The 21,047-nt window shown below is 39.7% G+C and carries 20 protein-coding genes; 11 read left to right on the forward strand and 9 right to left on the reverse strand.

Annotation, left to right across the window (positions count from 1 at the left end; translation table 11 throughout):
- The first annotated feature begins 26 nt into the window (after window positions 1–26).
- Together pdeM and QRD02_RS02045 are read left to right on the forward strand one after the other, a co-directional pair.
- Complete coding sequence (pdeM, locus tag QRD02_RS02040) at window positions 27–674, forward strand: ligase-associated DNA damage response endonuclease PdeM (RefSeq protein ID WP_290253231.1); 648 nt, start codon at window positions 27–29, stop codon at window positions 672–674.
- Between the two features lie 21 nt (window positions 675–695).
- The gene (locus QRD02_RS02045; protein WP_290253232.1) at window positions 696–1,496 is read left to right on the forward strand and encodes a TspO-related membrane protein; all 801 of its coding nucleotides are present in this window, start codon (window positions 696–698) and stop codon (window positions 1,494–1,496) included.
- A 26-nt stretch (window positions 1,497–1,522) separates the two neighbouring features.
- Here the strand turns inward: QRD02_RS02045 and QRD02_RS02050 are convergent, their stop codons facing one another.
- Entirely contained in the window at window positions 1,523–2,875 is a 1,353-nt protein-coding gene (locus QRD02_RS02050) for a dihydrolipoyl dehydrogenase family protein (RefSeq protein WP_290253233.1), read from the reverse strand.
- 143 nt (window positions 2,876–3,018) lie between these two features.
- Between QRD02_RS02050 and mfd the strand changes: the two genes are divergently transcribed.
- From mfd to QRD02_RS02065, 4 genes are all read left to right on the forward strand, one after another.
- Window positions 3,019–6,381, forward strand: a complete 3,363-nt coding sequence (gene mfd / locus QRD02_RS02055; RefSeq protein ID WP_290253234.1) for a transcription-repair coupling factor — start codon at window positions 3,019–3,021, stop codon at window positions 6,379–6,381.
- A 29-nt stretch (window positions 6,382–6,410) separates the two neighbouring features.
- Complete coding sequence (locus QRD02_RS02060) at window positions 6,411–6,647, forward strand: hypothetical protein (protein WP_290253235.1); 237 nt, start codon at window positions 6,411–6,413, stop codon at window positions 6,645–6,647.
- Between the two features lie 44 nt (window positions 6,648–6,691).
- Window positions 6,692–6,952: a type II toxin-antitoxin system RelE/ParE family toxin gene (locus QRD02_RS14395; protein ID WP_353959563.1), complete on the forward strand. Its 261-nt coding sequence runs from the start codon at window positions 6,692–6,694 to the stop codon at window positions 6,950–6,952.
- Between the two features lie 112 nt (window positions 6,953–7,064).
- On the forward strand, window positions 7,065–7,865 hold the full coding sequence (locus QRD02_RS02065; protein WP_290253236.1) for a helix-turn-helix domain-containing protein: 801 nt from the start codon (window positions 7,065–7,067) through the stop codon (window positions 7,863–7,865).
- Here the strand turns inward: QRD02_RS02065 and QRD02_RS02070 are convergent.
- Genes QRD02_RS02070 through QRD02_RS02080 form a run of 3 tightly spaced genes read right to left on the reverse strand, consistent with a single transcriptional unit; the run spans window position 7,862 to window position 9,736 of the window.
- On the reverse strand, window positions 7,862–8,224 hold the full coding sequence (locus QRD02_RS02070) for a YraN family protein (RefSeq protein ID WP_290253237.1): 363 nt from the start codon (window positions 8,222–8,224) through the stop codon (window positions 7,862–7,864). The genes QRD02_RS02065 and QRD02_RS02070 overlap by 4 nt on opposite strands.
- Before the next feature lie 19 nt (window positions 8,225–8,243).
- On the reverse strand, window positions 8,244–9,146 hold the full coding sequence (locus QRD02_RS02075) for a S66 peptidase family protein (RefSeq protein WP_290253238.1): 903 nt from the start codon (window positions 9,144–9,146) through the stop codon (window positions 8,244–8,246).
- The gene (locus QRD02_RS02080; RefSeq protein ID WP_290253239.1) at window positions 9,143–9,736 is read right to left on the reverse strand and encodes a hypothetical protein; all 594 of its coding nucleotides are present in this window, start codon (window positions 9,734–9,736) and stop codon (window positions 9,143–9,145) included. The genes QRD02_RS02075 and QRD02_RS02080 overlap by 4 nt, the downstream gene beginning before the upstream one ends.
- 164 nt (window positions 9,737–9,900) lie before the next feature.
- Here QRD02_RS02080 and metG point away from each other — a divergent pair, with 164 nt between their 5' ends.
- The 4 genes from metG to QRD02_RS02100 all read left to right on the forward strand — a co-directional run bounded on the left by metG (window position 9,901) and on the right by QRD02_RS02100 (window position 15,378).
- Complete coding sequence (gene metG, locus QRD02_RS02085) at window positions 9,901–11,991, forward strand: methionine--tRNA ligase (protein WP_290253240.1); 2,091 nt, start codon at window positions 9,901–9,903, stop codon at window positions 11,989–11,991.
- Window positions 11,992–12,064: 73 nt separating this feature from the next.
- Window positions 12,065–14,206, forward strand: coding sequence for a Tex family protein (locus tag QRD02_RS02090; RefSeq protein ID WP_290253241.1), 2,142 nt, complete (start codon window positions 12,065–12,067; stop codon window positions 14,204–14,206).
- A gap of 99 nt (window positions 14,207–14,305) precedes the next feature.
- Complete coding sequence (locus tag QRD02_RS02095) at window positions 14,306–15,199, forward strand: DMT family transporter (RefSeq protein WP_290253242.1); 894 nt, start codon at window positions 14,306–14,308, stop codon at window positions 15,197–15,199.
- Window positions 15,196–15,378, forward strand: coding sequence for a hypothetical protein (locus QRD02_RS02100; RefSeq protein WP_290253243.1), 183 nt, complete (start codon window positions 15,196–15,198; stop codon window positions 15,376–15,378). The genes QRD02_RS02095 and QRD02_RS02100 overlap by 4 nt, the downstream gene beginning before the upstream one ends.
- 3 nt (window positions 15,379–15,381) lie before the next feature.
- On the opposite strand, the gene recQ is transcribed toward QRD02_RS02100, so the two are convergent.
- The 4 genes from recQ to QRD02_RS02120 all read right to left on the reverse strand — a co-directional run bounded on the left by recQ (window position 15,382) and on the right by QRD02_RS02120 (window position 19,748).
- On the reverse strand, window positions 15,382–17,460 hold the full coding sequence (gene recQ / locus QRD02_RS02105) for a DNA helicase RecQ (protein ID WP_290253244.1): 2,079 nt from the start codon (window positions 17,458–17,460) through the stop codon (window positions 15,382–15,384).
- A gap of 75 nt (window positions 17,461–17,535) precedes the next feature.
- The gene (locus tag QRD02_RS02110; protein WP_290253245.1) at window positions 17,536–17,871 is read right to left on the reverse strand and encodes a single-stranded DNA-binding protein; all 336 of its coding nucleotides are present in this window, start codon (window positions 17,869–17,871) and stop codon (window positions 17,536–17,538) included.
- A 273-nt stretch (window positions 17,872–18,144) separates the two neighbouring features.
- Entirely contained in the window at window positions 18,145–18,960 is an 816-nt protein-coding gene (locus QRD02_RS02115; RefSeq protein WP_290253246.1) for a ferritin-like domain-containing protein, read from the reverse strand.
- A gap of 26 nt (window positions 18,961–18,986) precedes the next feature.
- Window positions 18,987–19,748 (reverse strand): ferritin-like domain-containing protein, encoded by a 762-nt coding sequence (locus QRD02_RS02120; RefSeq protein ID WP_290253247.1) that lies wholly within the window; start codon window positions 19,746–19,748, stop codon window positions 18,987–18,989.
- Window positions 19,749–19,972: 224 nt separating this feature from the next.
- Between QRD02_RS02120 and QRD02_RS02125 the strand changes: the two genes are divergently transcribed.
- On the forward strand, window positions 19,973–20,554 hold the full coding sequence (locus QRD02_RS02125; protein ID WP_290253248.1) for a TMEM175 family protein: 582 nt from the start codon (window positions 19,973–19,975) through the stop codon (window positions 20,552–20,554).
- On the opposite strand, the gene QRD02_RS02130 is transcribed toward QRD02_RS02125, so the two are convergent.
- A complete protein-coding gene (locus tag QRD02_RS02130) occupies window positions 20,555–21,016 on the reverse strand; it encodes a CBS domain-containing protein (protein ID WP_290253249.1) in 462 nt (153 codons plus the stop codon).
- Between the last annotated feature and the right edge of the window lie 31 nt (window positions 21,017–21,047).

The raw sequence follows: 21,047 nt of genomic DNA on the forward strand, positions 1-21,047 counted from the left end.
TTTCGGTTGTTTTATCTTTGCAACCCATGAAAGAAATCCAAATCAATTCCCACCATTTTACCCTTCACCCAAGTGGCGCCATTTTCTGGAAAGACAAGGAAATGCTTTTGATAGCCGATGTCCATTTGGGAAAAGTGGCTCATTTCAGAAAGCACGGCGCGCCCGTTCCCGCAAATGCGGCATTTCAAAATTTGGAAAAACTCACCGAAATTTCAAATTACTTTGAGCCAAAAATCATCTGCTTTTTGGGCGATCTTTTCCACAGCAAATTAAATGAGGAATGGCAAGATTTTGAAAAATGGGTGGAATACACCAAAGCGGAAGTGATACTAATTTCGGGCAATCACGACATAATTCCACAGTATTTATACGAAGATTTGGGCGTAAAGGTTTATGATGAATTGTTGCTGGAAGGCTTTCATTTAACGCATCATCCTTCCGAAATTAAGGGAACTTTCAACTTTTCCGGCCACGTGCATCCGGGAATTAGAATGCGGGGAGTTGGCAGGCAATATTTACGGTTCGCGTGTTTTTATAAAACCCTTAACGGTTTAATTCTTCCCGCTTTTGGTAACTTTACGGGGAAGCACGTTTTAAAACCTTCAGTGAACGATGAGGTTTTTGCCATTGTGGAAGGGGAGGTGATTTGTGTTTCGAAGAAGATTCAGAATTAATTTAAAGAGATGGCTTCCATTATGAAAAAAACACTTCAAATAGCCAATATAATTATGTTCATAACCATGATTGTTGTGAACTATGCCGCCAGCAGTGGCGTAATAAACGGGACTACCATAGGTGAAGTTTCAGATTCCATGAAAAATCTTTTCACGCCGGCCGGGTATGCCTTTTCAATTTGGGGATTCATTTATTTGTTGCTGCTTGGTTTCATTGTTTACCAAAGCCGAAGTCTATTCACAAAAGTGCGCGATGACGCCTTTATCCTGCAAACTGGGTGGTGGTTTGCGCTTTCCTGTTTTGCGAATATTATGTGGGTTATATTTTGGATTTATGGATACATTGAATTTTCAATCCTTGCAATTTTCGTTCTGCTTTTTTCACTTTTGAGAATCGTATTAAAAAACCGAATGGAACTTTGGGATGCGCCCATTTCAGTAATCGCATTTCTTTGGTGGCCTTTCGTTTTTTATAGCGGATGGATTACGGTGGCCAGTATTACCAACGTCTCAGCATATCTTAAGAACATTGGGTGGGACGCTTGGGGCTATAGCGAAAGTTCGTGGGCGATAACCATGATTATCATTGCCGGAATTATAAATATGGTGGTAACATGGCGCAGAAATATGCGCGAATTTGCCTTGGTTGGCACTTGGGCTTTGGTTGCAATTGCAGTGGCAGATTGGGATGTAAGCCGAAGTGTGTCATATGCAGCAATCGCCGTGGCAGCAGTATTGTTCATCAGTAGCGGATATCACGCATTTAAAAATATGGCCACAAGCCCAGTGAATAAATGCAAGGAGTATTTAGGAAAAAAATAGTTTAAAATTGTTTCGTTCCCCGCAATTTAAACCATTCCTTTAATGTCATTTCCCCAGGTTGGGTACGCAAAAATCATTGCTTTTAAATTTTCCGTAGTTAGTTTTCCGCACATTGCAAGGACGAAAAGATTGATCATTTCGCCCGCTGCGGGAGCAATTATGTGTGCGCCCAAAATGATATTTCGTTTTTTGTCCACCAAGGTTTTATAGGCATACACTTCCGCATTCATCCGTTTTGCGTTGAACCAATGGGGCACGCTTTTATATTCCACCACAAAATCGTATCCTTTTTCCTTCGCCTCTTCCTCGGTCAAGCCAATGGAAGCAAGCTGTGGAATGGTAAAAACCACGGAAGGAATTGGCGGAAAATTGAGTTTTGTATGATTTCCATTTCTGATATTTTGTGAAACAATCCGCGCTTCCTGTGAAGAAGTAGGCGTTAATGGCAACGCACCACTCGCCGAAACATCACCACAGGCGTAGACATTTTTATTGGTTGTATTTTGCAGAAATTCATTTACGGAAACTCCCTTTTTTTCAAAGGCAACATTTCCCTTTTCCAAATCTAATTCGTCGATTGAGGGCACACGGCCTGTGGTGTTGAAAACCATTCGAGCCGTAACGCTTTCTGTTTTTGAATTTTTCTGAAAGGAAACCCGATAGTTTTTCTGAAGTTTTTCAACCTCGGACACCATAGCGTTGAAAATAAAATTTATACCCAAATCCTCCGAAACTTTTGTGAGGTGCGAAACAATATCCGCATCAAATTGCCCCAGCGGTCTTGGCTCCGTTTCAATCACGGTAACATTTGCTCCGCAGCGCGCTGCGATGTGTGCAAACTCCATCCCGATATATCCACCGCCAACAAATACGATGGTTTCGGGCAGTTCTTCCATTTCCAAAAAATCATCGCTTATTCTTAAATGTTCCCTTCCCGGTATTTTCAACTCCATTGATTTGTGGCCGGTGGCGATCACGATTTTCTTCGCCTTCACCGTTTTTCCCTCCACGGAAAGTGTATTTTCATCCAAAAATTTAGGGGATTGATGGTACATTTCGATACCGGCATCCTTCAATTTTTTTTCTGTTGAAAACGGTATCGCATCCGTAAAAGTCGATTTAAATTTTTGAAGATCTTTCCAACTTATTTCGGGAACTGAAACAATTCCTTTTCCCTTTAAATTCTGCGAAAGTTGCATTGCCTCCGTAATTCCGTACATCACTTTTTTCGGGTCGCAACCTCGAAGGGCGCAGGTTCCGCCAAATTTCTGGTTGTCCGCAATCGCCACTTTCATTCCTTCCGCCGCACAATCGTACGCCACACTTTTACCGGCAGTTCCGGTTCCAATTACGAAAACATCATACTCTTTTATTGCCATAACAATATCCGCGAAGGCCGGTAACTTTTGATTAAACCAAAGTTTTAAAAGTACCTAAAGCAATAGGGTTTCTATGTTAGTAAAATGATAAAGTTAAGTTTTGCGGTTTGAAAATTAAATCTGCGTATTATCTTTGCCGCTCGATGAGCAAAACACTCGTTACTTCACTTTATTCACAGTCTTCGCAAGCGCGAAAACTGGGGGAAACTATTGCCCAATCGCAACCAAATATTACTGTTTCAGGCCTTGTTGGGTCTTCGGTTTCGTTGGTTTTGGCTGAGGTTTTTACCAATTCGGAATTGCCTTTTCTTTTAATTTTGAATGACAAAGAAGAAGCCGCCTATCATTTAAACGATCTCGAAAATTTATTGGGCGATCAAAATGTGCTTTTCTATCCGGGAAGTTACCGCCGCCCGTATCAAATTGAAGAGACCGACAACGCGAATGTTTTGTTGCGAAGCGAGGTTTTAAACCGAATAAATTCCCGAAAAAAACCGGCGCTAATTGTTACGTATCCGGAAGCACTTTTTGAAAAAGTGGTCACGCGAAAGGAATTGGAGCGAAACACTTTGAAAATAAAGGTGAACGATCAACTTTCAATCGATTTTGTAAATGAGGTTTTGTTTGAATATCATTTCAAAAGAACTGATTTCGTTACCGAACCGGGCGAATTTTCAGTGCGTGGGGGAATCTTGGATGTGTTCAGTTTCAGCAATGATGAACCTTATCGAATTGAATTTTTCGGCGATGAGGTTGACAGTATTCGCACCTTCGACGTAGAAACCCAGCTTTCGTTGGAACAGGTAAAAAAAATCGCCATTATTCCGAATGTTGAAAACAAAATGGTCGATGAAAACCGCGAAAGTTTTCTGAAATATATCAATTCCAAAACTGTGGTTTTTCTTAAAAATGAAGAACTTTTCAGCAGCGCGATCGACAATCTTTTCAAAAAAGCAACTGAAGCTTTCAATGCAATTGATTCAGAAATAAAGCGAGCAAAGCCTTCGGAGTTGTTCTGTTCTTCGGAGTTGTTGAAAGAGCAATTGAAAGATTTTACAAAAGTTCAATTAAAGAATAACCCCACAAAAACTCCCCTCCCTTCGGAAGGGGCCGGGGGTGGGCTTTCTTTTACAACCAAACCGCAGCCGTCTTTCAACAAACAATTCAATTTACTGATTGAAAACTTGAATGATAATTCAAAAAAAGGCTATAAAAACTATATTTTCTGCAGCAGCGCACAGCAGGCAAAACGTTTTCATGATATTTTTGAGGATGCGCAACAAAATGTGGAACAGTTTGAAACCATTGTATTTCCGCTATTTCAAGGGTTTATTGATGACGATTTAAAACTTGTTTGCTACACTGATCATCAAATTTTTGAACGATACCATAAATTTCAATTGAAAAATGGTTATGCCAAAAAACAGGCGATCACTTTAAAGGAAATTACCAATCTTGAAGTGGGCGATTACGTAACGCACATTGACCACGGAATTGGGAAATTTGGTGGTTTGCAAAAGATTGATGTAGAAGGAAAAATGCAGGAAGCCATCAAACTTTTTTATGGCGACCGCGATATTTTGTACCTCAGCATCCATTCGCTTCACAAGATTTCAAAATTCAACGGCAAGGACGGAAAAGAGCCCAAAATCTACAAATTGGGCAGCGATGCATGGAAAAAATTAAAGCAAAAAACCAAGACGAGAGTAAAGGAAATTGCTTTCAATTTAATTGAATTGTACGCCAAACGCCGCACGCTGAAAGGTTTTGCTTTCGATCCGGACAGTTATTTGCAAGCAGAATTGGAATCTTCCTTCATTTACGAAGACACGCCGGATCAAAGCACCGCAACGGAAGATGTAAAAAAAGATATGGAAAACGAGCGTCCCATGGACCGTTTGGTCTGCGGCGACGTAGGTTTTGGAAAGACGGAGGTTGCAATTCGAGCTGCTTTTAAAGCGGTGGACAATGGAAAACAGGTAGCTGTTTTGGTGCCGACAACAATTTTGGCATTTCAACATTTTAAAACTTTTACCGAACGACTTTCGGAAATGCCCGTAAAAGTTGATTATCTCAACCGTTTTCGAAACACAAAGGAGCGAAAAACCGTTTTGGAAGAATTGAAAAATGGCAAACTCGATATTGTTATTGGCACGCATCAATTGGTCAATAAATCGGTTGAATTTAAGGATTTGGGTCTTTTGATAATTGACGAAGAACAGAAATTTGGAGTGGCCGTAAAAGATAAATTAAAGACAATCAAAGAAAATGTGGATACGCTCACGCTAACGGCGACGCCCATTCCGCGTACGTTGCAGTTTAGTTTGATGGCTGCGCGCGATCTTTCGGTTATCACAACGCCGCCGCCAAATCGTTATCCGGTGGAAACGCATGTGATTCGTTTCGGGGAAGAAAGTATTCGGGATGCAATTCGTTATGAAATTTCGCGCGGCGGACAGGTTTTCTTTGTTCACAATAGAATTGAGAACATAAAGGAAGTCGCCGGCATGATTCAGCGTTTGGTACCTGATGCGAAAATTGGTATCGGTCACGGCCAAATGGACGGAAAAAAATTGGAAGATTTGATGCTTCGGTTTATGAATAATGAATTCGACGTTTTGGTTTCCACAACCATTATTGAAAGCGGTCTCGACGTGCCGAATGCGAATACGATATTCATCAACAACGCCAATAATTTTGGACTTTCAGATTTGCACCAAATGCGCGGTCGTGTAGGCCGAAGCAATAAAAAAGCGTTCTGTTATTTCATAACTCCCGATTATTCCGCAATGACGGATGAAGCTCGAAAACGGATTACCGCATTGGAACAGTTTTCAGAACTGGGCAGCGGGATAAATATTGCGATGAAGGATTTGGAAATCCGCGGTGCGGGCGATTTGCTGGGCGGCGAACAGAGCGGATTCATAAACGAAATCGGTTTTGAAACCTATCAAAAAATTCTCGCGGAAGCTATTGAGGAATTAAAAGACAAAGAGTTCAAAAATCTATACGAAGAAACTGAAGGTCCGAAGAAAAATTTTGTAAAGGAAATGACAATCGACACCGATTTCGAATTGCTTTTCCCCGATGATTATGTGAACAATATTACGGAAAGGCTCAATCTGTACACCAAACTGAACGAGTTAAAAAATGAAGCCGAACTTCAAAAATTTGAAAGGGAATTGCTCGATCGTTTCGGCGAAATGCCAAAACAGGCAGAAGATTTGCTGAACAGCGTCCGCATAAAATGGATTGCAATTTCAATGGGCTTGGAACGCGTGGTAATGAAGCAGAAAAAGTTGGTCGGCTATTTTGTAGCGGATCAACAGAGTGCTTTTTATCAGAGTCCCGCTTTTATAAAAGTACTTCAATACGTACAAACCCACCCACAAAAAGTAACGATGAAGGAGAAGCAGACCCGCAACGGCCTGCGGTTGTTATTGACTTTTGAAGGCATTTCTTCCGTGGAAAAAGCGCTTCGGGCTTTGGAACCTTTTTCGGAATAAAAAAGCATTTCATTTTGTATATTTGAGTTATGTCCACAACAAATAATTTTACTGTTGAACAACTTGCCGAGGCTTTTCAGGAATTGACTATTTCTGAAAGGGCACAACTTGCATCACTTCTTCCAGAAAATTGGTTTAAAAATTCAAATGATTTGTCTGAAATTCAGAAACAAGCTTTGGATTTGGCATCAGAAAAAGAAAATGAAGGAAAAGCTCTTTTTCACACTTGGGAAGAAGTTGAAAATTATGTGAAACATCGCTCTTAATGAGTATCTATCGTATTTTGACAGAATAAGATGCTAAGTTTGACATCGCTGAAGGATATGATTGGTATTCAAAAATTTCAGAAAAAATAAGCGCTTCATTTCTTTTCGAAATAAAGAAAACATTCAATTTCTTGGCAGAAAATCCTTTTCTTTTTCAATTGGTTTATAAAGATTTTAGACAAGTTCCTGTCAAAAAATTTCCTTTCGTTATTCTATATAAAATTGACGTGGATAACGTAAAAGTGTATCGAGTTTTTCCAACAAATATGAATCCTAAAAGTAAATTTACAATTCTTCGAAAATAAAGCAATTCCTTTAAAATCAATAAATGTCGGGCAAATGTCGGGTGAAATTCCCTCCAAAATATTGCACTATATTTACTGCCATCGTACTATTGCTTCATAAATTTTTATAAAAATGAAACAACCGGAACTCGGCCGAAAAATTTTGGAACTCAGAAAGCAAAAAGGCTTTACGCAGGAGGAACTTGTGGAGCAGTGCAATATAAATGTGCGAACCATTCAGCGGATTGAAGCGGGGGAAGTGACCCCGCGCAGTTTTACGTTGAAAACCATTTTGGATGCGTTGGGCGAAGATTTAGCAAATCTGAAAGAAACAGAAGCCAATCCTTTTGCAAATTTCAATTTAAAGGAAATGGCATTCTCCGCATTTTATATAAAACTTGCGTGGATTTGCGGAATCATTTATTTCCTTTCAGGTTTTGTGGAATTTGCTGTGGATTATGCCCGATTCTATGAAAATGAACTTATAATTTCGAATGGTGCCTACATCAGTATGAAATTTATTGTGATGCTGAGTTATATTTATTTTTTATGGGGATTTGTTTTAAGCGGGAAAATATTCAATAATTATTTACTGAAAATCGGTGCGTTCTTTTTAATCGGAACGACTATTTTATTTTATGGGTATGATATGCTTTCGCTTTATTTTGAGCCATTTTACACCGAATACGTTTTAGTAACGCAATCTATTTTCTGCGGGATTGGAAGCTTTATTTTCGGTTTTGCAATTTTAAGATTGGACAAACCAATGGGTGTAATCGCCAAAGTTGCGGGGGGATTGGAAATCGTGTGCGGCGTGTTTTTTATCCTGGTTTTTATGGCTTGGTTGGGACTTATGTTTTTAATTCCCGCTGTATTTTTACAAATTATTCTCCTTTATAAAATTGGGGAATTAGCGAAAAAGGAAACTGCCTAAAAATGATAGAAGGCATTTTCGAAATGCTCCAGCTTTTCCATTTTTTGATTTTTTAAAACGGAAATAATATCGAATCGAACTTCAACATTCAGTTCGTTTGAAACAATATATTCATTGGCGGCTTTCACCAAAAGCTTGATTTTATTCTTAGTTACAAATTCTTGCGGATCGCCGAAAAACGCACTGTTTCGGGTTTTTACCTCTACCATTACAATTGTATTTTCTTCTTTTTGGGCGATGATATCGATCTCTGCCTTATCGAAAAAGAAATTTCTGCGAAGTATTTTATAGCCGTTTCGCAGCAAATATTGTTCTGCTATTTCTTCCCCAATTTTCCCGAGTTCGTTATGACTTGCCATTTTTCAAAAAGTGAAAAGCTTACGGCTTAAAGCTTAAAGCAATTTTGTTTTCTGTTATATCTAATTCAATTTTTCTTCCGAAAATTAAAGCCCTATTATCGTCAATATGTCCCGCGGGAAAGTTGAAACAAACGGGGTAATTATATTCTGAAACTATTTCGAAAACAATCTCTTCCGCAGTTTTTCCGAAAGGAATTTTACTGTCGTGCATATCCGTCATCCCACCCACAATCAAGCCTGCGAGATTTTTCAGCATTCCGTTGCGTTTCAAATTCATCATCATTCTATCAATGTGGTACAGATATTCGTCTAAATCTTCAATAAATAGAATTTTGTCATCTGTTTTAATCGCAGAATTACTTCCGCAAAGTGAATATAAAAGTGACAGATTTCCGCCCACCAAATGGCCTTTTCCGGTTCCCGGCCTATTTAATATTTCATTGTTTGCAACCTCGATTTCGTAACTGTTTCCAAATAGAATTCCTTTAATTGAAGCTGAAGTTTCCTCTGATTTATTTTCAAGATTTTGCAGGATTTGTGCGTGCAAAGTTTCAATCTCCAAAGTGTGAATGTGTGAATGCAGCGCTGTTACGTCGCTATAACCGATAACCCATTTCGGGGTTTTTTTAAATGCTGAAAAATTCAATTTGTCCAAAATCCGTACGGTTCCGTAACCCCCTTTGGCGCACCAAATGGCCTTTATTTTTGGATTATCCATCATTTGTTGAAAATCTTTCGCCCGCACAACGTCACTTCCCGCAAATTGATTTTCCTCAGCGCCGATGGTTTTTCCCAATACATATTTTAAACCCCATTTTTCCAATAATTGAAGCCCACCTTCAATTTCTTCTTTTGAAATTTTTCGCGCTGTGGAGACGACACCCACCAAATCACCTTTTTTTAAATATTCGGGAGCAATCAAAGTTTGGTGGATTTTGATGGTTCAAAAATTATTTTGTGAACGTAAAGCTCCAGTTTTGCTGCTTTTGCTTCCTCGAAAGTGTGGGGCGTGTCACCTATAAATTGATTGCCGTAATTTTTATCGGTTTTTACATAAACGCGGATTTTTTCGTTTTCCAATTGTCCATTATTAAATTTTACGGCACCACTAAAATCCCACTCAAAACCATAAAAATCCACAGGTTTTCTGTTTGCTGAATTCAGCTCATCTATCGTCATTCCTAATTTTACTCCCGTTTCGGAATGAAATTTATTTGCTTTTCCTTCCACCGCAACACGAAAAACTTTAGTGGAATCCTTTGGCATAAAATCAATTCGAACCTCATTTTGGGTATTTCGGTTTAGCCAAATTACTTTCACGCGGTCCATTCCTTCATTGATTGAAGCGATTTCCATTTCAATCTCCGAATTTGAAAATTCGTCGGAAAGATGCCCGCTATTGGCGAGTTGGGCTATTTTTTCAATGGTTGGGAATTCCTCTTTTTCAAGATCTTCGGAAGTTTCGTTCTCTACATTTTCAACTTCGGAACCTGGCTCCGTTATCTTTTTCATTTGATCGTTACAGCTCGAAAAAACACTGAGAACCAGCAAAATTAAAAGTGAATTTACTCTCATAATTTTTATTTTTTTTAAAGATATAAATCTTCGCTCTTTACCGAAACCCGATTTAAAAATTTCTTTCTGAAAACAGTACCTTTGCGCTTTAAAATTCTATTATGAATTCACCCGAAAGATATACTATTACCGCCGCATTGCCCTACACAAACGGCCCGGTTCACATTGGCCATTTAGCGGGTGTTTACGTGCCGGCAGATATTTATGCGCGTTACCAACGACTTCAAAACACAGATGTTGCCTTTATCTGCGGAAGCGATGAACACGGCGTTGCCATTACATTGAAGGCAAAAAAGGAAGGAATTTCACCCCAGGAAGTGGTCGATAAATATCACGCGATCATCAAAAAAAGTTTTGAGGATTTCGGGATTTCCTTTGATAATTATTCGCGCACTTCGGCCGAAATTCATCATAAAACGGCTTCCGAATTTTTCAAGAAAATGTACGATGCCGGTCAGTTTATTGAAGAAGTCACCGAGCAGTTGTTTGATGAAGAAGCCAATCAATTTTTAGCCGATCGTTTTGTTGTGGGAACGTGTCCAAAATGTGGTTTTGAGGAAGCTTATGGTGACCAATGTGAAAAATGTGGGTCCAGTTTAAACGCAACCGATTTGATAAACCCCCGTAGCGTGATTTCTGGGAATAAACCTGTGATGAAAGAAACAAAACATTGGTTTTTGCCATTGGATCGGTACGAAGATTTTTTAAGGGAATGGATTCTCGTTGACCATAAAAAAGATTGGAAAACCAATGTGCTCGGCCAATGCAAAAGCTGGATTGACGATGGTTTACGGCCACGCGCCGTTACCCGCGATTTGGATTGGGGCATTCCCGTACCCGTAAAAGGTGCGGACGGAAAAGTGCTTTACGTGTGGTTTGATGCGCCCATCGGTTATATCTCTTCAACTAAGGAATGGGCGGAGCGAGAAGGTAAAAATTGGGAGGATTATTGGAAGGACGAAAACACCAAACTCCTTCATTTTATTGGAAAGGACAACATTGTTTTCCATTGCATTATTTTTCCGGCGATGTTGAAAGCGGAGGGAAGCTATATACTGCCGAACAACGTTCCCGCAAACGAATTTTTAAATCTTGAAGGAAATAAAATTTCAACAAGCAAAAATTGGGCGGTGTGGTTACACGAATATTTGGAGGATTTTCCAAACCAGCAAGACGTTTTGCGTTACGCGCTAACGGCAAACGCACCGGAAACAAAGGATAACGATTTTACGTGGGCAGATTTTCAAGCCCGGAATAATAATGAATTGGTAGCAATTTTCGGAAATTTCATAAACCGAGTAATGGTTTTGACCGCTAAATATTACGAAGGAATTATTCCCGAACCAGCAACTTTTTCAGAAATTGATGAACAGGTTTTAAGCGAATTGAAAGCATATCCGGCCGTAATCGCAAGTTCATTGGAGCGTTACCGTTTCCGTGAAGCGCAGGCAGAATTAATGAACGTCGCCCGTTTGGGAAACAAATATTTAGCCGACGAAGAACCGTGGAAAACAATTAAAACCGATGAAGCGCGCACCAAAACTGTGATGTATGTTGCATTGCAGATCGCTTCAGCTTTGGCTATTTTAAGCGAACCGTTTTTGCCTTTTACAAGTCAAAAGCTAAAGCAAATGCTCGGTCACGCTGAGCTTGTCGAAGCGCTTTCTTGGAACGACGCTTCTTCAAAATCCGAATTGCTGAAACCCGGACATAAAGTAAATACCGCGGAATTGCTTTTCAGCAAAATTGAGGATGAACAAATTGAAAACCAATTGAATAAATTGAAACAAACTAAAATGGATAATACAGAAAATAAAGAGCAGATTGCTTCGGCGGAAGCCTCGCAATTAACTCCGCAGAAAGAAACCATTCAATACGACGATTTTGCAAAACTTGATATGCGCGTGGGAACAATTTTGGAAGCTGAAAAAATGCCGAAAGCCGATAAACTTTTGGTGTTAAAAATTGATACGGGAATTGACATTCGTACCATAGTTTCGGGCATCGCCGAAAGTTTCAAACCTGAGGAAATTATCGGCAAAAAAGTAACCGTTTTGGCAAATCTTGCGCCGCGGGCGCTTCGGGGCGTGGAAAGTCAGGGAATGATTTTGATGACTGAAAATGCCGACGGGAAACTTGTTTTTGTGAATCCGGATACTGATGGGGTTGAAAATGGGGTGACGATAAATTAATTCTTTTTTATAATTATAAATCCTTCGAGTTTGAGCAAATTTTGCAAAATCGAGGGATTTAATTTTTCTGCCAATGGATGCTATTTTAAAATACATAACCGCCCAAACCCAACTCCCCCAAAAAAGTGTTGAAAACACGGTGAAACTTTTGAATGAAGACTGCACCATTCCTTTCATTTCCCGCTATCGGAAGGAATTGACGGGAAATCTGGATGAGGTTCAAATTGGTGAAATCGTAAAATTCAAAGAGCAATTCGAAGCCTTGGAAAAGCGGAAAATTACCATTCTAAAATCTTTGGAAGAGCAGGAAGTTTTGACGTCGGAACTACGGAAAAAAATTGAGGAAACTACCGATTTATTCGCTTTGGAAGATTTGTATTTGCCGTACAAAAAGAAGCGAAAAACAAAGGCAGATACAGCTCGTGAAAACGGTTTGGAACCATTGGCGAAAATTATTATGGCGCAGTCCCGAAGTATGTCCAGTTCAGAAATATCTTCACTTGCTTCAAAATATATCAAAGGCGACGTGAATTCCGAAGAGGAAGCTTTGGAAGGCGCGCGCCACATTATTGCCGATTGGATCAACGAACGCACCGATATCCGAAATATGCTGCGAAATCAATTGGAGCGTTTTGCCATGATTTCAACTAAGGTTGTAAAAAAGTTCGAAGACGACGAAAAAGCACAGAAATTCCGGGATTATTTTGATTGGAATGAGGCATTGAATAAAATTCCTTCGCATAGATTATTGGCAATTCTTCGGGCAACTACGGAGGGATTTATTCGCCAAAAGATTGAAATTGATGATGAAAAAGCTCTTTTTAAAATTGAAGAACGCATCATAAAATCATTCGATTCCGCTTCAACACAAATAAAACTTGCTATTGAAGATAGTTACAAACGTCTTTTGTTTCCGGCCCTTTCAAATGAAACACTTTCCGCAGCAAAGGAGAAAGCTGATGAGACCGCAATACATGTTTTCGCAAAAAATTTGAAACAGCTTTTGCTTGGTTCGCCATTGGGCGAAAAGCGCGTTTTGGCAATTGACCCAGGTTTTAGAAGCGGTTGCAAAGTTGTTTGCCTCGATGCCCAAGGAAATTTGCAACACAATGAAACCATTTATCCGCACGCCCCAAAAAACGATACGAAAGGGGCGATGAAAAAAATAAGTTCGCTCGCCGATGCCCATAAAATTGAGGCTATTGCGATTGGAAACGGAACGGCTTCCCGCGAAACGGAACAGTTTATAAAACGAATCCAGTTTAAAAATTCAATTCAGGTTTTTGTGGTCAGCGAGGCTGGCGCATCTATTTATTCGGCTTCAAAAATTGCACGCGATGAATTCCCAAATTATGATGTTACCGTTCGTGGCGCGGTTTCCATCGGTCGCCGTTTGCAGGATCCGTTGGCGGAATTGGTAAAAATTGATGCAAAATCCATCGGTGTTGGGCAATATCAGCACGATGTTGATCAAACGAAATTGAAAAGTTCGCTGGACACTTCGGTGGAATTGTGTGTGAATTCCGTGGGCGTAAATATAAATACCGCAAGCGTTCCGCTGTTGAGTTATGTTTCCGGAATCGGTCCAAAATTGGCTGAAAATGTCGTAAACTATCGCGAGGAAAACGGTGCTTTTTCTTCACGGGAAGCAATAAAAAAAGTCCCACGTTTGGGTGGAAAGGCTTTTGAACAGGCAGCTGGATTTTTAAGAATTAAAAACGGTGAAAATCCGCTTGACGATTCTTCGGTGCATCCGGAAAGTTATGCGGTTGTTTCAAAAATGGCTAAGGATGAAAAAGTAAAAGTTTCGGAATTGATTGGAAATAAACCACTTCTTCAAAAAATAAATCTGGAAAATTACATTTCGGAAAAGATTGGGCTTCCAACTTTACAGGATATTTTAAAGGAATTGGAAAAACCGGGATTGGACATTCGCGAAGCCGCTAAAGTTTTCACATTCAATCAAAATATCAAAACCATTGCTGATTTACAGGAAGGCCAACTGCTGCCCGGCATTGTCAATAATATTACCAATTTTGGCGCTTTTGTGGATATTGGAATTAAGGAAAGTGGATTGATTCACGTTTCAAATCTTTCCGATTCGTTTGTTTCAGATGTTAATGAGTACGTGCATCTTCATCAACAAATTGTTGTAAAAGTTTTGGACGTGGATGTACCTCGGAAGCGTATTCAACTGAAGCTTCATAAACTGTAGCGCACGTTAATTATTTCCAAATGTTGCAATTTGTAATCGGCCAACGATTATTAAAGCCTAATTTCGCGGTTTTATTTTAATCTGCTCAATTTCAGTTTTATGACAAAGCCCAGAATTGCCCTTGTCATTGGAATAATTTGTATTTCCATTTTCCCAATTTTAGTAAAACTCAACTTGTCGCCGGGTGTTATTTCGGCATTTTATAGAATGGCGATTGCGGCGGCGTTGCTGGTTCCATTCACAGTTTTGGCTGGAAAACTGAAAATTCCATCTTTAAAAATCTTACTGCTCACAATTTTGTGCGGTGCCATTTTCGCGGGTGATGTTGCTGTTTGGAATATATCAATTCAGGAATCTACAGCTACGCAAGCAACATTACTTACCAACCTTTCACCCGTTTGGGTTGGGGTTGGCGCGTTTTTATTTTTAAAAAATAAACCTACTCTTAATTTTTGGATTGGTACTGCAATTGCCATTTTTGGAATGATTATGCTAGTAGGTTTTCACTTTTTTATGGAATTGGATTTCGACCTCGCCTTTGTGTTTGCAATACTTTCGGGTATTTTTTACGCTATTTATATGCTGTTGAGCAAATACGTGCTTTACGATGTTGAGGTGCTTCCATTTATAACAGTTAGCACCCTTTCTTCGGCTTTCTTTTTAGCGATTTTGAGTTATTTTCTTGGGGAACCTTTTTCGGGTTTTAGCGATATGGGGTGGATTGTTTTGGTTATTCAAGGCGTTGTTTGCCAATTATTGGCGTGGCTGCTTTTGGGGTATGCAACCAAACACATGCGGGCAACGAGGGTTTCCGTTAGTTTGTTGGGACAAGCCGTTTTGACAGCTATTTTGGCGTGGCTTTTTATTGGGGAAGAAATAAGTTTGCAGATGATTTTGGGTGGGGTAATTCTCTTATTCGGAATTCGAATTACTTTTTATTCGAAGAAATTGGGGTTTAATGCACTATTTAAAAAGCTGCCAAATTCTCAATGAGTAAAAATAAAAAAGAAAAGTCGGAAAAGAAGAAACACTTTAAAACCGAATGCTGCGAAAAATATCTGAAAAAAGGAGAACACAAACGTTGCAAGCGTTGCCCGTCATTTGATCTTTCGGAAGCAATACGGTTGCAGCGACTTCAAAAACTGCAGCTTGATATCAATACCGACGATTAAAAATTAAAGATAAAGTCCCAATTTAATTTTCCAATACGGAATTTTCCCGTCAAAATATTCGAAATAGGGTTTGAGCGCTTCCGGTTTCTCAAGGGTTTTTTCGGCCTTTTTTACTTGCTGAATTTCTTCGGAAGTAATGAATTGTGAAAAGTCGAAATCACTTCCCAATTGATGCATTTTGATGAAATGCCCATAAACTGAATCTTCGGAAAGTCCACGTTTTTCAGCAATTTCTAAAGGGGAATAGTTTTCTTCAACAAACATTCTAAAGCTTCTTTCGTGAGTGGGAATATTGGTATCCAAGCTATCCAAATGCCGATTGATTACTTTTAGAAAATCATCGGCATATTTTTCAAGCTTTGCTGCACCAACACCCGAAATAGCTGCAAACTCCTCTCGGGTTCGCGGTTGTTTATGTTCCATGTCCTCCAGAGTTGCATCGCTGAAAACCACAAATGCGGGCTTATTTATTTCCTGTGCAAGTTTTAAGCGAAGTTGCCGAAGTTTATGAAAAAGTTCGGCCCGTTTTCTTTTTACTTTTTCTATAGCGGGCTGTTCTTTTTCCTGAAGTAGATTTGCAAGCCTTACTTTTTTTTCTTCAAATAAAACTTTTTTTGCAAGTGGCGTGAGCAGTAGCCTGCCGTTTTCGTGAAAATAGATTTGCAAAACGCCTTGGTTTAAAAGTTGGATAGCATATTGTTGAAGGTCCCGCCACGGAATATCCTTCGCTGCGCCAAAGGTTTTGAGACGCTGATATCCTTTGTCAAAAACCTGCGCATTTTGCGAACCGCGGAGCACGTCCAACACCATCCCCAAAGCTTCCTGTTCCTGTAATCGGGCTACGGCAGAGCAAACTTTTTGGGCGATTAGTGTGCCGTCAAAATATTTGGGCGGGGTTTTGCAGATGTCACAATTGCCGCAGTCTTCGGTTATGTGTTCGCCAAAATATCCAAGCAGGGCTTTTCGGCGGCAACTCAATGCTTCGGCATATTGCTGCATACGTTCCAATTTCGCCAATTGATAAGTTTCGGTTTCGGAACCTTCAGCAAATTTCCGAAGCATAATTACATCGGCAAAACTGTAGAAGAGAATAGTGTCCGCCGGCGAACCGTCGCGACCGCTTCGGCCAATTTCTTGATAATATCCGTCAATATTTTTCGGCATATTATAATGGATCACCCAGCGAACATTGCTCTTGTCAATCCCCATCCCAAACGCAATAGTAGCAACGATTATAGGAGTGCTATCATTGAGGAAATTTTCTTGTATTTGGGTTCGCTCTTCGGAAGTCAATCCGGCGTGATAGGCTTCAGTTCTATATCCGTTTGCGGAAAGGGTCGCCGCAAGTTTTTCCGTGCTTTTTCGGCTCAGACAATAAATGATTCCATTTTCGTCGCGATGTCTTTTTAGAAAATCAAGTATCTGTTTATTGCGGTTTTGTCCGGGGCGAACATCCAAATATAAATTTGGGCGATCAAAGGAAGCAATGAAAATTTTTGCGTTTGGAATTGTAAGTTGGTTGGCAATATCTTCACGGGTGGCCCTATCTGCCGTAGCCGTCAAAGCGATTAAAGGAATCTTTGGAAATTGCTCTTTTAAACTTTTCAGTTGCGTATAGGCAGGGCGAAAATCGTGTCCCCAAGTGGAAATGCAATGCGCTTCATCAATGGCAAAAAGGCTGATTTTTATTGAATTCAGAATAAAATTCAATTGCGGTAGGCTTTCGGGCGCGACGTACAAAAGTTTTAATTCCCCGTTTTGAAGATTTTTTAAAATCTGTTGTTGTGCCTCGTAAGGTTGTGAACTATTGAAAAATGCAGCTGAAATTCCGTTGGCCTTCAATGCATCCACTTGATCTTTCATTAAAGCGATGAGTGGTGAAATAACAATCGCGGTTCCATCCAACGCCAAGGCTGGCAATTGATAACACAACGATTTTCCACCGCCTGTGGGCATAATGGCAATGGTGTCTTTTTGGTCTAATACATTATTTATTATTTCTTCCTGGTTTGGAAGAAATTGGTCGTAACCGAAATGCGTTTTAAGCAAATCGAAAATAGGGTGCTGGGTAGTTGTTTCCATTTTTGTAAAAATAACGATTCAAACTATAAATAAAATAAACCCCCGCCAAAAGCGGGGGTTTGGTTGGCCAGTCATTTATTTACTCCCCAGCATGACTAGCTCATTGCATACTACCTCGGTTATATATCTTTTATTTCCGTCTTTGTCATCATAGGAACGCGAAGTTAGTTTTCCTTCCACTGCCACTTCTTTTCCTTTGGTTACATAATTTTCAATAATTTCTGCGGTTTTCCCCCAGGCCACGATATTGTGCCATTGGGTATCCGTAACCTTTTCACCTTTTTGGTTTTTGTAGGTTTCATTTGTGGCGATGCTGAACTTTGCAAGTTTTCTCCCGCCATCAAGATTTGTAATTTCAGGATCCTTTCCTAAGTTTCCAATCAACTGTACTTTGTTTCTAAGTGTGCTCATGATTTCTAAATTTTACTGTTAAACAATTGATACTATCGAACTTCAAATTATTCGACAGGGCAAACTTACTTACAGCTTTAAATTTTAATCGGTAGTTACTTATTTACTTTCGTTTATAGTTGTTTGTAACCGTTTGTAAATAAATAAATGTCTGGAAATCAAAGTATAAAATTTATTCTTTTTAGGATTTGAAAATGGAAAATATTATCAATTGAAATAAAAAAATCCCGGCTTTACCGGGATTTTGTAAAATAATAATTGAAATAATTTGATTTAAGACACAATAAAAACGCCGGCAATGGCATTAACTTCAGCCATGGTTAATGGCTCATCGAACGCTTCAGTTACGGCATTATCTCCGCCGGCACTTCCAAACAACCCGGCAAGATCTACCCCACCTTGGATGAGATTTTGTTCCCCAGCGTAAATTCCGCTAAACGCATCGGGTAATGTGTTATTATTACGGGTAATCCAGCCCTTTTCTCCTCTCATTCTTCTTACCTGTGAAGCATGCCGTGCTTCCACGGAATGGATTTGAAGTGCATAGGTCAATAAGGTATTGTCATTTGCAAGTGCTCCGGCCTGTCCTTTGTAAGCGCGAACTCCGGTATCCTCAAAGCCTTGGGCAAGGGCCATAAAAGTTGGATAATCGTTGAAAGGGTCGAGCGACAATCCGCCGGGGGTGCCCGTAAAATCGAAATTTGGTTTATCAATGGCATCATCACCCAATGCGGCCAATAAAAATTGCACATGTGAATCCTCATGTTTTGAAATGGTGCTAAAAACTGTTTGATCTGCAGGGTCAATCACGCCGCTATCGAGACCCAATTGATAAAATTCCTGTTCCAAATATTCCAACGTAAGTGCAAAATTCAATACATCAATGTTTGAGGCTTGAAATGCCGCACCGGCCATAGTAGTGGTTGCAGCTTTTGTCTTTGAGCTTGTGGCCGCCAATCCGAAAGGAATTGAGGCCAAGGCTACTCCCTTTCCAACAGTTTTAAATTGTTGAAAGGAATCTCTTCGGGATCCTTTTTCATTTAAAAGATCCTTATTCGAAAGTATATCTAAGATTTTTATAAAATTCATGATTATGTTTTTTAGTTGATAATTAATTATTCAGTCGGCAAATTGTTGGCAGTGAATGGGGTTACCACAAAACCGGTTGCAATAACTGCAGCCAAGATTTCGGGCGGAAGTTGTGCTTTGTCATATGCTTTTTGCGTACCTCCGAGGCCGACTAGAATATCGTCACCTGCGAAATCCATGGAACCGGGATTTAATAAATCTCTAATTGCCGAGGCATGTCTGGCCTCAACCGAAACAATTTTACCCGCAAGTCCTAAATAGGTTAGACCCGCAGCGTCACCCACGTTTATCAACTGGCCAGCACCGTTATAAGCGCTTACGCCGGTATCTTCCAAAACTTTTGAAATTCCAAGTACGGAAGCTCTATCATCAAAATTTACGGAGGAGAAATCAAATTCTAGGGTGGGGAGCACCTGACTTGCATCAACAACAGAGCTGATTGCTGTTTTGAAAAATTCTCTGTGAATGACCTCGTGGTTATATAAATCCAACATTATTTGTTTTTCATTGGCGTTCGCCCCTGCATAATATCCACCGTCAAGAACCCTGGTATAAAAAGCCGCCTCAAGCTGCTCAAGCGCGTAGGCATAATTAAGAATTCCTAAATTTCCCGAACCCAGATCAAATACATCCGGATTTGGTTCAAAACCTGGGCCGTCGTCGTCATCACTACATCCGGTCATAAATAAAAGCCCGGAACCAACGATAGCCGCGCCACTTAGTTTAAGGAATCTTCTTCGATCATTATTGATCAAAGTTTGTAAATTGTTCTGTTTTAATTTTTTCATAGCGGGTTTTTTATGGGTTAATTATCAATATTTACGAATATTGGTGCGAACCGGTTTTTAATGAAAAGTTAAAGTTTTGTTAGTAGTTTTGAGAAAGTAATAAGAACAAAGCTTTTGATATGAAGAAAATTGAATTTTAGTTTTATTAGTTAGCGAAAACTATATTTGACATTATTCGTTTTAAATTTATTGTCGAGAATCTATACTCTAAAAATTTAATGATTATGAACAGTAACAGATTGGAAGCATTTAGTGATGGTGTTCTTGCCATTATTATTACTATAATGGTTTTGGAACTAAAAATTCCACACGGCACCGATATTGAATCGCTTTTGCCGGTGTTGCCTGTTTTCCTCAGCTATATTCTAAGTTTTATTTATGTGGGGATTTATTGGAACAACCACCACCACATGATGCACACCGTCAACACGGTGAGTGGCGGGATGCTTTGGGCGAATTTACATCTGTTGTTTTGGCTTTCTCTGATACCTTTTGTTACTGGTTGGATAGGCGAAAACCATTTCGCTGAACTGCCCATGGCAATGTACGGCGGAGTACTATTGATGGCTGCCATTGCTTACTTTATTTTGCAGAATAGAATTTTAGCAACGCAAGCAAAAGATTCACTGTTGGCAAAGGCTGTGGGAAAGGATTTGAAAGGAAAGGTTTCTCCAATTATTTATAGCGTGGCAATCTTATTCGCCTTTTACAGTCCGTTAGTTGCAGGTTCGCTTTATATTTTGGTGGCCTTGATGTGGTTAATACCCGACAAAAGAATTGAAATAATATTAAAATCAAAGGAATAACTACCAGGTTTGGCCCTTCAACTTCATTGCAGCACGCAAAACGTCACTTTGACTGATTTGCCCTACCAATTTTCCTTTTTCCAATATAGGAAAACGGCGGTGTTTTGATTCCAGAAATTTATTGGCAGCGTCCAATACGTTCATATCCCCATCAATAGTATCAACGTTCCTTATCATATGGTGCTCCACCTTTACATCTTCCATGGGATGATTGTGGTAGCGGGAGTCACTGAGTTGTTTCATACAGTCCCCCTCGGAAATAATCCCGACCAATTCATTTTTTTCATTTATAACGGGTCCACCTGAAATTCTCTTTTGCAAGAGTACTTCCATAACCTCCAAAATGGACTGTTCCGGCCTAAAGGTTATAAGTTTACGGGTCATATAATCTGAAACCTTTATTTTTTCCGAAGAACCTTTTTTGGGCTTCGCCCTTCTGCCAATAAAACTTTTAATTCCCATAGTTTCCAATTTTTGCGAACTTCTAATATAA

This window comes from Aequorivita aurantiaca (genome assembly GCF_030410135.1).
Taxonomy (GTDB): Bacteria; Bacteroidota; Bacteroidia; order Flavobacteriales; family Flavobacteriaceae; genus Aequorivita; species Aequorivita aurantiaca.